The 13945-nt window shown below is 67.6% G+C and carries 9 protein-coding genes and 1 tRNA gene; 8 read left to right on the top strand and 2 right to left on the bottom strand.

Annotated elements, in window-relative coordinates; translation table 11 throughout:
* Window positions 1–14 precede the first annotated feature (14 nt).
* The 5 genes from ASC94_RS25620 to ASC94_RS25600 all read left to right on the top strand — a co-directional run bounded on the left by ASC94_RS25620 (window position 15) and on the right by ASC94_RS25600 (window position 9328).
* On the top strand, window positions 15–1184 hold the full coding sequence (locus ASC94_RS25620) for a patatin-like phospholipase family protein (protein ID WP_056402806.1): 1170 nt from the start codon (window positions 15–17) through the stop codon (window positions 1182–1184).
* Window positions 1185–1193: 9 nt separating this feature from the next.
* Window positions 1194–6215, top strand: coding sequence for a two-component regulator propeller domain-containing protein (locus ASC94_RS25615; protein ID WP_229417410.1), 5022 nt, complete (start codon window positions 1194–1196; stop codon window positions 6213–6215).
* Between the two features lie 103 nt (window positions 6216–6318).
* Entirely contained in the window at window positions 6319–7038 is a 720-nt protein-coding gene (locus ASC94_RS25610; protein WP_056402803.1) for a response regulator, read from the top strand.
* An 80-nt stretch (window positions 7039–7118) separates the two neighbouring features.
* Window positions 7119–8828, top strand: coding sequence for an AMP-binding protein (locus ASC94_RS25605; RefSeq protein WP_056402800.1), 1710 nt, complete (start codon window positions 7119–7121; stop codon window positions 8826–8828).
* A 14-nt stretch (window positions 8829–8842) separates the two neighbouring features.
* On the top strand, window positions 8843–9328 hold the full coding sequence (locus tag ASC94_RS25600) for a MarR family winged helix-turn-helix transcriptional regulator (RefSeq protein ID WP_056402793.1): 486 nt from the start codon (window positions 8843–8845) through the stop codon (window positions 9326–9328).
* Between the two features lie 21 nt (window positions 9329–9349).
* On the opposite strand, the gene ASC94_RS25595 is transcribed toward ASC94_RS25600, so the two are convergent.
* Window positions 9350–10225: a heparin lyase I family protein gene (locus ASC94_RS25595; protein ID WP_056402791.1), complete on the bottom strand. Its 876-nt coding sequence runs from the start codon at window positions 10223–10225 to the stop codon at window positions 9350–9352.
* Window positions 10226–10321: 96 nt separating this feature from the next.
* Between ASC94_RS25595 and ASC94_RS25590 the strand changes: the two genes are divergently transcribed.
* Together ASC94_RS25590 and ASC94_RS25585 are read left to right on the top strand one after the other, a co-directional pair.
* On the top strand, window positions 10322–11035 hold the full coding sequence (locus ASC94_RS25590; RefSeq protein ID WP_082616863.1) for a PEP_CTERM-anchored TLD domain-containing protein: 714 nt from the start codon (window positions 10322–10324) through the stop codon (window positions 11033–11035).
* Between the two features lie 79 nt (window positions 11036–11114).
* Window positions 11115–11561: a hypothetical protein gene (locus tag ASC94_RS25585; protein WP_056402784.1), complete on the top strand. Its 447-nt coding sequence runs from the start codon at window positions 11115–11117 to the stop codon at window positions 11559–11561.
* A gap of 219 nt (window positions 11562–11780) precedes the next feature.
* Here ASC94_RS25585 and ASC94_RS25580 read toward each other — a convergent pair.
* A tRNA-Arg gene (locus ASC94_RS25580) sits at window positions 11781–11855 on the bottom strand.
* Between the two features lie 132 nt (window positions 11856–11987).
* Between ASC94_RS25580 and ASC94_RS25575 the strand changes: the two genes are divergently transcribed.
* Window positions 11988–13901 carry an ATP-binding cassette domain-containing protein gene (locus ASC94_RS25575; protein WP_056402781.1) on the top strand — a complete coding sequence of 638 codons (1914 nt, stop codon included), beginning with the start codon at window positions 11988–11990 and terminating at the stop codon, window positions 13899–13901.
* The last annotated feature ends 44 nt before the right edge of the window (window positions 13902–13945 follow it).

Here is a 13945-nt window from a genome sequence, read left to right as displayed (position 1 = left end):
GCTAATCTTGACAAATGGGAATTAAAAAGAAAACAGGCCTGATCCTTTCGGGGGGCGGCGCCCGCGCCGCCTACCAGGTGGGCGTGCTGCAAGCGATTAACGAGATCCTGTGGGAAGAAGGCTGGCCGCCCTCGCGCAATCCGTTCAATATCATTTGCGGCACCTCGGCCGGGGCCATCAACGCCACCGCGCTGGCCTGCCGCGCCGACAATTTCAGCGAGGGCGTGCAGAAGCTGCTCGACGTCTGGCTCAATTTCTCGGTCGAGCAGGTGTACCGCGCCGATTCGCTGGGCGTGATCCGTTCCGGCGCGCGCTGGCTCTCGCTGCTGTCCTTCGGCTGGCTGCTGCGCAAGTGGCACGCGGCGCCGCCACGTTCCCTGCTCGACAATACGCCCCTGGTCAGCCTGCTGCACCGCATGCTGGACCTGCCGCGCCTGGACATGGTGCTGCAGGAAGGCCTGCTGCACGCGCTGGCCGTCACCGCCTCGTCCTACACCGGCGGCCAGCACGTGACGTTTTTCCAGACCGCCGCCGAGATCGCGCCCTGGGTGCGCACCCAGCGCGTGGCCATGCAGGACCAGATCGGCGTGGAGCACCTGCTGGCGTCGTCGGCGATTCCCTTCATCTTCCCGGCCACGCCGCTGTACCTGGGTGGCCAGCACGAATACTGCGGCGACGGCTCCATGCGCCAGCTGGCGCCGATCTCGCCGGCCATCCACCTGGGCGCCGACAAGGTGCTGGTGATCGGGGCCGGGCGCCTGCACGAGCCGGCCGCGCAAAGGAAGGAGGCGGCGCGCTATCCCAGCCTGGCGCAGATTGCCGGCCATGCGCTGTCCTCCATCTTCCTCGACAGCCTGGCGGTGGACATCGAGCGCCTGGAGCGCATCAACAAGACGCTGTCGCTGCTGCCGCAGGAGTACCTGGCGCAGACGCCGCTGAAACCGGTGCAGCTGCTGGTGATCGCGCCGTCGGAGCGGCTGGACGACATCGCCAGCCGCCACATCGGCAGCCTGCCGGCGCCGATCCGCACCATGCTGTCGGGCATAGGCGCCACCGAAACGCGCGGTTCCTCGCTTGCTTCCTACCTGTTGTTCGAATCGACGTATACTTGCGAGTTAATCCGGCTAGGCCAGCGCGACACGCATGCGCGCAAGGCCGATGTGCTGGCCTTCTTCAATAGCTAGGTCTGGTCTGTGCTGCCTGTCCGCCGTCTCCTTCTCCGCGCGCTGCTCCCTGCCGCCATCCTGGCAGGCGGCCTGCTGCCGTGCGCGCCGGCCGGCGCGGCCGCGCCGCCGCGCACCCTGCGCTTCGAGCAGCTGGACGTGGAGGACGGCCTGGCCCAGGAATCGGTGCTGGCGGTGGCGCAGGACCAGCAGGGCTTCATGTGGTTCGGCAGCCAGGCCGGCTTGAGCCGCTACGACGGCGCCCGCATCATCACTTACCGCAACGCGGTGTCCGACCCGCGCAGCCTGGCCGACAACTGGGTGCGCGTGCTGCACGTGGACCGCAGCGGCCGCATGTGGATAGGCACGGACGGGGGCCTGGACCGCTACGAGCCGCTGACCCAGGGCTTCACCCATTTCCCGCCCAACGAGCCGGCCAAGCGCGGCAACGGCAACCGCCACGTGCGCGCCATTGTCGACGACGGCAAGGGCGGCCTGTGGATCGGCACCTCGGACGGCCTGCAGCACTTCGACCCGGCCTCCGGGCGCTACACCTACTGGCACCACGACGCGGACTTGCCGGGCAGCCTGGGCAGCGACCAGGTGAACGCGCTGGCGCGCGACGCCGGCGGGCGCCTGTGGGTGGGCACGGCGGCCGGGCTGGACCTGCTGGAGCCAGGCGCGCAGTCCTTCCGCCACTTCAAGGTGGAGGCGGCGCCGGACACCCGCTTCGAGGCCGTGCTCTCGCTGTTCGCGGACAAGGACCAGACGCTCTGGATAGGCACCATGGCCGGCATCGAGCAGTGGAAGCTGGCGGCAGGCGCCGCGGCGCCGCAGCGCCGCCGCCTGGGCGAGAAGGAAGGGCTGAAGCCGGGCGTGGTGACCGTGATCTACCAGGACGTGGAAGGCACGCTGTGGGCCGGCAGCCAGACCGAGGGCCTGTTCCGCTGGCGTCCCGCCGAGGGCCGCTTCGTGCAGTACCGCCACCAGGTGACGGACCCGCACAGCCTGGCCGACAACTACGTGTCGGCACTGTTCAGGGACCGCCTGGGCACCATGTGGGTGGGCACCTGGTACAACGGCGTGAGCCGGGTGGACCTGGGCAGCGGCGGCTTCGCGCGCCTGGTGCACGACGCCGAGCGTCCCCGTTCGCTGAGCGACAACAAGGTGCGCGCCATCGTCGACGCCGGCGGCGGCAAGCTCTGGCTGGGCAACAACGACGGCCTGACCCTGTACGATCCGATCGGCGCGGAAGGCCAGGTGTTCCGCGACCCGGCGCCCGATTTCGCCGACGTGCGCGACCCGCAGGTGATCTCGCTGTGGAAGGACAGGAACGGCAGCGCGCTGTGGGTGGGCGGGCGCAACGGCCTGCGCCGCTTCGACACCGCCACCCGCCGCTACCAGCGGGTGCGCGCCTGGCCCAGCGATCCGGACGGCGACAACGTGCGCAACATCGTCGGCGACCGCAGCGGCGCGCTGTGGGTGGCCACGCGCGGCGGCCTGCACCACTACGATCCGAAAACCGGCGCCAGCCACACTTACCGCCACGACCCGGCCGACAGCAACAGCCTGGCCGACAACGTGGTGCGCCCCATCCTGGAGGACAGGCGCGGCGCGCTGTGGGTCGGCACCTTCAACGGCCTGGACCTGCTGGACCGGCAGAGCGGCCGCTTCCGCCACTTCCACCACAACCCGAAAGACCCCACTTCGCTCAGCCACGACGAGGTGCACTATCTGTACGAGGACAAGCAGGGCGTGATCTGGGTCGGCACGGCGGGCGGCTTGAACCGCATGGAAATGGCGGCCGACGGCACCGTGCGCTTCAAGCGCTACCAGCGCAAGGACGGCATGGCCGACGACGCGGTGGCCGCCATCCTGGACGACGAGCAGGGCAACCTGTGGCTGAGCACCAATACCGGCATCACGCGCCTGACGGTGCAGACCGGCCAGATGCGCAACTACGCCGGCGCCGACGGCACCATCGAAGGCGCCTACTTCGACGGCGCCGCGCTGCGCGCGCCGGACGGCACCATGTACTTCGGCGGCTTCAATGGCGTGACCGCCTTTGCGCCGTCCGAGATCCGCGAGAACAGCGTGGCGCCCACCGTGGCCATCACCGACTTCCAGATCTTCAACAAGTCGGTCAAGGCGGGGCAGGACGGCGAGGCCAGCGTGCTGAAAAGCGCCATCGAGCACACCGCCGCGCTCACCCTGCGCGAGGAGGATTCGGTGTTCTCGCTGGAATTCGCCGCGCTGCATTACGCGGCCCCGCAGCGCAACCGCTACGCCTACCAGCTGCTGGGCTTCGACCACGACTGGGTGGTGACCGACGCGGCCAAGCGCTTCGCCACCTACACCAACCTCGATCCGGGCCGCTACGTGTTCCGCGTGAAGGCCGCCAACAAGGACGGCATCTGGAACGACAACGCGGCCACGCTGGAGATCACCATCCTGCCGCCGCCCTGGAAAACGTGGTGGTTCCGCGGCGGCGTGGCCCTGCTGCTGCTGGGCAGCGCCTACGGCGTGTACCGGGTGCGCATGCGCCAGCTGCGCGGGCAGAAGACGCGCCTGGAGCAGCAGGTGGGCTTGCGCACGGCCGAGGTGGAGCTGAAGAACCAGCTGCTGCAGCAGCAGAAGACGGAACTGGAGCGGCGCCGCGTGGAGGCCGAGGGCCAGCGCGCCGAGGCCGAGCAGCGCCGCATGGACGCCGAGCGCCAGAAGCAGGAAGTGGAATTGCAGAAGGAGGCGGTGGAGCAGGCGCACCGCAACATCTCGGTGCTGAGCGAGATCGGGCGCGAGATGAGCGCCACGCTGGACATCGAGAAAGCCATGCGCACCCTGTACCGCCACGTGCGCCACCTGATGGACACGCATATGTTCGGGGTGGGCTTTTACCGCGAGGACGAGGGCGTGCTGGAGTTCCCGTTCTCGATGGAGCGCGGGGTGCGCAGCCTGCCCTACAGCCGCGACGTGAACGACATGGACCAGCTGGCAGTGTGGTGCTTGTACCACCGCCACGACATCTTCATCAACGACTTCTTCGCCGAATACAGCCGCTACATGGGCCCGGCCGGCCTGGAAAAGCTCAAGCCGGTGCCGCTGGCCGATGGCACCGAGCCGGAATACGCGCAGTCCATGCTGTACACGCCGCTGATCGTCAACGACCGCGTGGTGGGCGTGCTGTCGGTGCAGAGCAAGGAAAAGAACGCCTACCGCCAGGTGCACCTGGACATGCTGCAGACCCTGGCCGCGCACGCCGCCGTGTCGCTCGATAACGCGCTGGCTTACCAGCGCCTGGAAGAGACGCTGCAGGAATTGCGCGAGACGCAGGGCGAATTGATGCAGCAGCAGGCCAAGGTGCGCCTGCATACCGAGGAGCTGGCGCTGGCCAACCGCGCCTTGCAGGACAACGAGGAACGCCTGCGCTACGCCAAGCAGAAGGCGGAAGACGCCACCCGCCAGAAGTCCGAGTTCCTGGCCAATATGAGCCACGAGATGCGTACCCCGCTGGCCGGCGTGATCGGCATGCAGGGCTTCGCGCTGCGCGACGCCACCCTGCAGGATGCCACGCGCGAACAGATCGAACGGGCCCAGGTGAACGCGCAGGCGCTGCTGGGCATCATCAACGACTTGCTGGACTTCTCCAAGATCGAGGCGGGCAAGCTCACCATCGAGAACATTGATTTCGCGCTGGGCGGCATGGTGCAGAACGTGGCCGCGCTGTTCGACGAGCAGGCTGCCGCCTACAGCGTGGGCTTCGAGGTGGAGCTGGACGACGACCTGCCGCTGTACGTGCTGGGCGACCCGACGCGTCTGCGCCAGGTGCTGGTGAACCTGGTGGGCAACGCCTTCAAGTTCACCCAGCGCGGCGAAGTGCGGCTGCGCGTTGAGCGGCTGCCGGTGCCGGCCGCGCCGGGCGGCGGCGTCCCCGCCGCCGGGGCGAACCTGATCCGCTTCACGGTGGAGGACACCGGCATCGGCATTCCGGCCGACGCCATGCCGCGCCTGTTCCAGAAGTTCGAGCAGGCCGACACCACCACCACGCGCCGCTACGGCGGCACCGGCCTGGGGCTGGCGATCTGCCGCCAGCTGGTGGAGCTGATGGGCGGCGAGATCCGCGTGGCCAGCACGCCGGGCGTGGGCAGCGTGTTTACCTTCGAGCTGCCGCTGGCCGACGGCGTGGCGCCGCCGGTGGTGGCGCACGTGCCGCGCGAGCCGCACAGCCACCAGCTGCGGGTGCTGTGCGCGGAGGACTTCCCCACCAACCAGATCATCATCCGCATGATGCTGGAGGAGCTGGGCCACAAGGTGGACATCGCCGCCAACGGCCTGCTGGCGGTGGCCGCCTGTGCGCGCACGCGCTACGACCTGATCCTGATGGACGGGCGCATGCCGGAGATGGACGGCCCCACCGCCACGCGCCTGATCCGAGAGGGCGGTCCGGACGGCGCGCCGGTGCGCGACCAGGAATTGATGATCATTGCGCTCACCGCCAACGCCAGCGAGGAAGACCGCAGCCGCTACCTGGCGGCCGGCATGGACGACTTCCTCACCAAGCCGATCGACGAGGCGGCGCTGCACTACCAGTTGAGCCGCGCCATCGAGCGCCAGCTGCAGCGCGGCGTGGCGCTGCCGCGCATGGCGCCGCGCGCGCCCAGCGTCGATGAGCTGGACGCCATGTTCGGCGTGCCGGCGGCGCCGGTGGCGCCGGTTGTCGCTGCCATGCAGGGCGCGCCGCGCGGGCAGGACGACGATCCCCTGAAAGCGCGCCTGCGCGCGGCCTTCCTGGCCGACTTGCCGGCGCGCCTCGCGGAGCTGGACGAAGCCGGCGCGGCCGGCGACGCCGACTGCGCGGCGCGCCTGTTCCACGGCATGAAGGGCAGCGCAGCCTATCTGGACGAACCGGAACTGCGCGACCTGTGCGGCGAACTGGAACGCTGCGCCGACCGCGCCGCGTGGGACGAAGTGGGCGCGCACATGCCGCGCCTGCGCGCGCTGCTGGCCGGCCTGGCGGGGCTGGCTGGCATCCCCGGCCTGGTGCAGCCAGACTGACAGCTGCGGCCTTATCGGGTATATTCACGTTAGTGCCACGGAACGGCCACAACTGACTGAAAGCCGGTGTCTGGACAGACGCGGCGGGGCACTGGAGAGTTACATGAAAGTTTTGGTAGTGGATGATGACGTGGTGTCGCGCATGGTGCTGATGCACCTGATCGACAGCTGCGGGAAATTCGACATCGTGGAAGCCGAAGACGGGGCGGACGCCTGGCAGCAGCTGGAAAACGGGCTGCGGCCCGCGATTGTCTTTTGCGACCTGCGCATGCCACGCCTGTCCGGCATGGAATTGCTGCAGCGCGTCAAGGGCGACCACGCGCTCACCGCCATGCCTTTCGTCTTGGTATCCTCGGCCACCGACAAGGAAACCGTGCAGCAGGCCACCAAGGCCGGCGCGGCGGGCTACATCGTCAAGCCCTTCCAGGCCGACCAGGTGCGCATCCATCTCACTGCTTTCCTCGACCAGGCCGCCAGCGGCTACGAGCACCTGGCCGAAGCGCCGGCGGCCACCCAGCTGCGCCTCGGCATCAATGCGGACCGCCTGCTGGTCTACCTGACCGGCTTCCAGAACCAACTCACGGTGGCCAGCGGCGAACTCGATGCGCTGTTTGCGCGCGGCGAGCAGCAGGAAGCCCAGGCGCGCATTGACCGCCTGCATGCGGGCTGCGTCACGCTCGGCCTGAACGGCGCGGCTGCCGCGCTGAAGAGTTTTGCCCCCGGCTTCCTGTCCAGCGACGCGGTGCAGGCGGTGCTGTCGGACGTGATCCGCGCCGTCATCCACCAGTCCGCACTGGTGCGCAAGTCCATCGGTGGCAACTGAATTCTCCTTGTACCCAGGATAGTTTAGATTTAAAGTAAAGCCAGCAGGCTGACTTGAACCGACCACCATCCAGGGCGACCATGAACAGACCACATGCCGCAGCCTTACCGGGGCTGACCGCCAGCGCGCACGAGGACCCTTTCGCACGCAACCATCTGCCTGCACCCGAGCTGTGGCCCGAGCTGCGCTTCGACCTGCCCGAACTGCAGTACCCGGCGCGCCTGAACTGCGTGGCCGAACTGCTGGACCGCGCCGTCGCGGCCGGGGAGGGCGGCCGCACCGCCATCCGCTACGCCGCCGGGGCGGCGGGCAAGGCGGACAGCGGTTGCTGGACCTATGCCCACCTACTGGAGCAGGTGGACCGCATCGCGCACGTGCTGCGCGGCCCGATGGGCCTGAAGACGGGCAACCGGGTGCTGCTGCGTGGCGCCAATACGCCCATGATGGCGGCGGCCGTGCTGGCCGTGCTGAAGGCTGGGCTGGTGGCAGTGCCGACCATGCCGCTGCTGCGCGCGCGCGAGCTGGGCGCCATCATGGCCAAGGCCGAAGTGAACGCCGTACTGTGCGAGGACAGCCTGCGCGCCGAGCTGGAAGCGGCCGACGGCGTGCCCGCCAGCGTCGCCTGGTTCAACGCCGCCGATGCCTCTGCGTCATCGCCTTCATCGCCCCCATCGCCTACATCGCCCCCATCGCCTGCGTCGCTGGAAGCGCTGATGGCGCGGCAGCCGGCCAGCTTCGCGCCCTGCGACACGGCCGCCGACGACGTCTGCCTGATCAGCTTCACCTCCGGCACCACCGGCGTCCCCAAAGGCACCATGCACTTCCACCGCGACCTGCTGGCCATTTGCGACAGCTTCCCGCGCTCGGTGCTGCGCTCCGAACGCAGCGACATCTTCATCGGCACGCCGCCCCTGGCCTTTACCTTCGGCCTGGGCGGCCTGCTGCTGTTCCCGCTGCGCGTGGGCGCCGCCACCGTGCTGCTGGAAAAACTCACGCCCGACACGCTGCTGCGGGCGATCCAGGACTACCGCGCCACCGTGTGCTTCACCGCGCCCACCTTCTACCGCCAGATGGCGCCGCTGGCCGCCGGCTATGACCTGGCCAGCCTGAAGAAGACGGTATCGGCCGGCGAGGCGCTGCCGCTGGCCACGCGCGAAGCCTGGCAGCAGGCCACCGGCCTGCGCATGATAGACGGCATCGGCGCCACCGAGATGCTGCACATCTTCATCTCGGCGGCCGGCGACGACATCCGCCCCGGCGCCACCGGCAAGCCGGTGCCCGGCTACCAGGCCTGCGTGCTGGACCACGACGGAAAGCCGGCCGGCCCCGGCGTGGTCGGGCGGCTGGCGGTGAAGGGACCGACCGGCTGCCGCTACTTGGCCGACGACCGCCAGCGCGTGTACGTGTACAACGGCTGGAACCTCACGGGCGACGCCTACGAAATGGACGCGGACGGCTATTTCTACTACCGTTCCCGCACCGACGACATGATCATCTCGGCGGGCTACAACATCGCCGGTGCCGAGGTGGAGGATGCGCTGCTGCGCCACCCCGCGGTGGCAGAATGCGGCGTGGTCGGCAAACCGGACGAGGAGCGCGGCCAGATCGTGGAGGCGCACGTGGTGCTCAAGCCGGGCCACGCGCCGTCGCCGCAGCTGGCCGCCGAGCTGCAGGAATTCGTGAAGGGCCAGATCGCACCGTACAAATATCCGCGCGCGGTCCGCTTCCTGGCAGCGCTGCCGCGCACGGAAACGGGCAAGCTGCAGCGCTTCAAGCTGCGCGCAAACTGAGAACAAGGAGTGTTATGCCACCATCGGAACACCAGGACCTGGACCTGGCCAGCCGCCTGACGCAGGATCATCACCAGTCGCTCAAGCTGTGGCTGCGCATGCTCTCTTGCACGGTGAAGATAGAAAACGAAATCCGCAGCCGCCTGCGCGCCACCTTCGGCATCACCCTGCCGCGCTTCGACCTGATGGCGCAGCTGGAGCGCCACCCGGACGGGCTGCGCATGGGGGAACTGTCCAAGCGCATGATGGTCACTGGCGGCAACATCACCGGCATCACCGACCAGCTGGAGCAGGAGGGGCTAGTGGTGCGCGTGCCGGATCCGAAAGACGGCCGCGCCTACAGCGTCAAGCTCACGCCGGAAGGGCGCAGCGCCTTTGCCGGCATGGCGCAGGTGCACGAAGGCTGGGTGGCGGAGCTGCTGCAGCCCATGCCGGCCGACGAGAAGGGACAGCTGATTGATCTGCTGTCGCAGATGAAGCGGCACCTGAACGCGAGTTGAGCGCGAATTCATCGCGCCTTCTCAGCCGCCGCACGGCGTGCGCGCGTACAGCTCCTCCATCGTGCTGTCCGGCGCGCCGACGTGGATGAAGTCCGCGTACAGGTGGCGCGACGCCAGGTGCATGGTGCCCGGCTGGTAGATGCCGGTCTTGGGGAAGTTGCCCAGCTCGGTGGCGTAGTGGCTGCTCAGATTGGCGGTGGCATACGCCGGCTCGCCGTTCATCCAGAGCTGCAGCGAGCCGTTGCCCAGCCGGTGCTGCCAGTCCGCGCGCACCACGAAGCAGTACCACTGGCCGAGTCGCAGCTTGTCCAGCACCACGGTCTTCATGGCGGCATTGGCGCGGGTGGGCGCCGTGGCGTCCTTGGGGGTGCGGTGGTTGGCCGTGGTGTGCAGGCGCAGCAGGCCGTCGCTCGCTTCCACCGCCAGCGGCGGCGGTCCGGCGAACACGCCCTTGGCGCTGTTGAGCTGAAATACCACAACCGGCCGGCCGGGGTCGGATTCCGTTACCCAGTCCGAAGGAAAATACACGCTGGCAGCGTACCAGCGCACGCCTTGGCGCATATACTCGTAGGTGGGCGACACCTCGGTGCGTTTGGCGCCTGCGCTGTCGGGGTCGCTATTTCGCAGCACCATGTGGAACACATTGCGGCGGCCGTTGGCCGGGTCCGGCACCAGGGTCACGTTGGCGGGATCGCCCGCGTTGAGCGTGTAGAAGCGGTCGAAGCGGCGCAGGCTGGCGTCAGCATTGCGCTGAATTTCATCCAGTACGCCGCCTTTGGGCGGAAGCGGCAGCGGGGTCGCTTCCATGGTGTCGATCTCTCCGCCGACTCCGGCAACAAGCTGGGCAGAGGCGGGCAGGGCGGCGCTGAGCAGCAGCGCGACGGCAGTAAAACGCATGCGTCGGTTCTCCGTATGGATGGGCCGGGCATGATAAGCCAATCGTGGCGACAGGCGCGCACCGTTGTGATAATGTTAAACCTTTTGCAATGATCGATGGAGGCTGGAATGTTGAACGCTGTGAGAACCGCCGCAATGGCGGGCCTGCTCTGGTGTCTGGGGGCGGGGCCGGCGCTGGCCACACCCATCATGACGTCCGAATTGAAGACCCAGCTGCTCGGCTGGCTAGGCAAGCCCAACTCGCAGCTGGACCAGCTGTTCGTGCGCAAGGACGGCGACACCGCCAAGGACTTCCACGCAGCGGCCGACGGCAAGGGCGCCACCTTTACCCTGCTGATGGCGCGCGACAGCGCCGGCAACAGCTGGCTGATCGGCGGCTACAATCCGCAAAGCTGGAGCTCCACCGACGGCGACCACGTGACCCTGCCCGAGTCGGAGCGCACCGCCTTCATCTTCAACGCCACCGCCGGCCATATGTACCGCCAGGTGCCCACGCCGCCGGACCAGGGCGTGCCCGACTACGGCTCGCACCAGACCTACAACTGCGAACAGTGCGGTCCCTCGTTCGGCAGCGGCGCCGACCTGCTGGTGACCGACGACCTGACCACCGGCGGCAGTTCCTACCTGACCTCCTACTACAGCTTTGAGCCGGGCGCCGAACCGTTCGGCGGCAGCCTGGCCGGCACCGGCCAGTTCACCTACACCGCCATGGAAGTCTACGCCGTGCGGCCGGTGCCCGAGCCGGGCACGCTGGCCCTGTTGGTGGCCGGCCTGGGCGTGATGGCCTACGCGTGCCGTAAAGCCCACTGAGCAGCAAATTTTCCGCAGAGCGCGCTGCCCATGATGATATACTGCACTCGTCATTGTCATTTGGAAATATATATTTCCCATGGGTAACATAAATAAAGACGAGATCCTGCTCATGCTGGAGCGGATGGAGGACGAGCTGATGCTCGCCGAAATGGACCGCATGGCCTGCATGGCCGAGGCCGGCGCCGCGCGGGAAGCGCTGGCGCGCCGTGCCGACGCGGCAATGCGCAGCTGCCGTGCGGTGGTCGCGCGTGCCTTCGGCGGCAGCCTGCTGTGCGACGGCACCCGCAAGCTGTTCGACACCCATGCCGGCATTACACTGGACGTGCGCCCGCGCGGTGCGGACGACAGCTTGCTGACGGTCAGCCTGCGCATTCCGCGCGACGGCGATGCCACCCTGGTGGCCGAGCGCCCCAGCGGCGGCCTGCGCTACTTCAGCGGCAGGCTGGCGCTGGCTGGCGGTGGCGAGCCACAGCTGGCGGCCATGCTGTCGCAGGCGCTGGAGCGCGCCCTGCAGCCGGCCTGAGGCGGATCGCGTTCGGCGTCGGCCGGCGCAATGCTTGCCGGCGCATGCGCATGCACGCACGGCCAGCTCCGCACATGGAGCGGCAGGAGAGTGAGCGGATGGAGTTTCCCGTGAGCGGGATGGCGTATGACATGCCGGGCTACACTGATGCCGGCATGCCGAGGCGAGCCCAGGCTTGAAGCCGGCGCCGTCGACAACAGGCGAGGGCTGAGGGCGCTATGGTCCCCCCGACTGGAATCGAACCAGTATCCCACGCTTAGGAGGCATGTGCACTATCCATTGTGCTACGGGGAGGACGTCAAGCGAGCGCAATTATAGCCGATGGCAAGGCAAAAAATAGTCCCGCCCCCGCGATGTCGGTACAATGCTGGCTTCATTCATCTTTTCAGCGGCTTTTTCAGCACGCCGCGCGCAGGCTTACTCACTATGGCAGTCATCTCTCTCTCTTCCGCGCAACTGGCGTTCGGCCACTTTGCGCTCCTTGATCACGCTGAATTTTCGCTGGAAACGGGCGAACGCGTCGGCCTGATCGGCCGCAACGGCACGGGCAAGTCGTCCCTGCTGAAAATCATCTCGGGCCGCTTCAAGCTGGACGACGGCCTGCTGGTGATGCAGCAGGGCCTGAAGATTGCCTACGTGGAGCAGGAGCCGGTATTCGAGCCGGAGATGAGCGTGTACCAGGCGGTGGCGTCGGGCATGGGCGATCTGCAGGACCTGCTGAAGGAATACGACGACCTGACCGGCCAGTTCGGCCAGGGCGACGACGACGCGCTGATGGAGCGCATGCACGACATCCAGGTCAAGCTGGACGCGGCCGACGCGTGGAACCTGAAGAACAAGGTGGAGGCCACGCTGGACCGCCTGAACCTGGGCGCGGACGCGCTGATGAAGACGCTGTCGGGCGGCATGCAGAAGCGCGTGGCGCTGGCGCGCGCGCTGGTGTCGGCGCCGGACGTGCTGCTGCTGGACGAACCGACCAACCACCTGGACTTCACCTCCATCATGTGGCTGGAAGGCTTGCTGAAGGATTTCAAGGGCTCCGTGCTGTTCATCACCCACGACCGCTCCTTCCTGGACAACGTGGCCACCCGCATCATCGAGCTGGACCGCGGCCGCCTGCAGTCCTACCCGGGCAACTTCACCACCTACCAGGTGCGCAAGGCCGAACAGCTGGAGATCGAGGAAATCGAGAACGCCAAGTTCGACAAATTCCTGGCGCAGGAGGAGGTCTGGATACGCAAGGGCGTGAAGGCGCGCCGCACCCGCGACGAGGGCCGCGTGCGCCGCCTGGAGCGCCTGCGCGAGCAGCGCGCCGTGCGCCGCGACCAGCAGGGCCAGGTGACCCTGCAAGTGTCGGCCGGCGACCGCTCGGGCAAGATCGTGGCCGAGCTGGAGAACGTGTCCAAGTCCTATAACCGCCCCATCGTGAGCAATTTCAGCGCCACCATCCTGCGTGGCGACAAGGTCGGCCTGATCGGCGCCAACGGCGCCGGCAAGACCACCTTGCTGAAACTGATCCTGGGCGAAGAAAAGCCGGACAGCGGCACCGTCAAGCAGGGCACCAAGCTGCAAGTGGCGTACTTCGACCAGATGCGCACCCAGCTGAACGAAGAAGCCAGCTTGCTGGAAACCATCGCGCCCGGCAGCGACTGGGTGGAAGTGAACGGCCAGCGCAAGCACGCCATGAGCTACCTGAGCGACTTCCTGTTCGCGCCCGAGCGCGCCCGTTCGCCGGTCAAGACCCTGTCGGGCGGCGAACGCAACCGCCTGCTGCTGGCGCGCCTGTTCGCCAAGCCGGCCAATGTGCTGGTGCTCGATGAACCGACCAACGACCTGGACATCGACACGCTGGAACTGCTGGAGGAACTGCTGGAAGACTATCCGGGCACCGTGTTCCTGGTCAGCCACGACCGCATGTTCCTCGACAACGTGGTGACCCAGGTGATTGTTGCTGAAGGGCAGGGCCACTGGCGCGAATTCGTGGGCGGCTACACGGACTGGGAGCGCGTGCGCGACACCACCGCCAGCGCCAAGGCTGCCGCCGCCAAGGCCGCGCCCAAGGCCGAGGCTGCGCCTGCCGCCGCTGCTACGGCAGCGCCTGCTACTAGCAAGAAAAAACTTTCCTACAAAGAGCAGCGCGAGCTGGACGAGCTGCCGAAATTGATTGCCGCATTGGAAGATGAGCAGACTGCACTCAATGTGCAGCTGTCGGATCCGGACTTTTACAAGAAAAATGCGGCGGAAGCGAAGCGCGTCAACGCACGTATTGAGCAAATCGAGGGCGAACTGCTGGAAGCACTGGAAAAATGGGAAGCGATCGAGTCCCGCACTAAGGGCTAGCAGACGCTGCGCAGCCGTGCGCTGCTGCTGAGCGGAAAATTGTA

This window comes from Massilia sp. Root418 (assembly GCF_001425265.1).
Lineage (GTDB): Bacteria > Pseudomonadota > Gammaproteobacteria > Burkholderiales > Burkholderiaceae_D > Rugamonas.
Note: the sequence above shows the minus strand (reverse complement) of the source record. Positions and strands in the feature narration are given on the sequence as shown.

Coding starts and splice junctions, on each gene's coding strand:
- ASC94_RS25610 (WP_056402803.1), top strand. CDS start 6,319: ATGAAAGTTTTGGTAGTGGATGATGACGTGGTGTCGCGCATGGTGCTG.
- ASC94_RS25595 (WP_056402791.1), bottom strand. CDS start 10,225: ATGCGTTTTACTGCCGTCGCGCTGCTGCTCAGCGCCGCCCTGCCCGCC.
- ASC94_RS25600 (WP_056402793.1), top strand. CDS start 8,843: ATGCCACCATCGGAACACCAGGACCTGGACCTGGCCAGCCGCCTGACG.
- ASC94_RS25575 (WP_056402781.1), top strand. CDS start 11,988: ATGGCAGTCATCTCTCTCTCTTCCGCGCAACTGGCGTTCGGCCACTTT.
- ASC94_RS25620 (WP_056402806.1), top strand. CDS start 15: ATGGGAATTAAAAAGAAAACAGGCCTGATCCTTTCGGGGGGCGGCGCC.
- ASC94_RS25585 (WP_056402784.1), top strand. CDS start 11,115: ATGGGTAACATAAATAAAGACGAGATCCTGCTCATGCTGGAGCGGATG.
- ASC94_RS25605 (WP_056402800.1), top strand. CDS start 7,119: ATGAACAGACCACATGCCGCAGCCTTACCGGGGCTGACCGCCAGCGCG.
- ASC94_RS25590 (WP_082616863.1), top strand. CDS start 10,322: ATGGAGGCTGGAATGTTGAACGCTGTGAGAACCGCCGCAATGGCGGGC.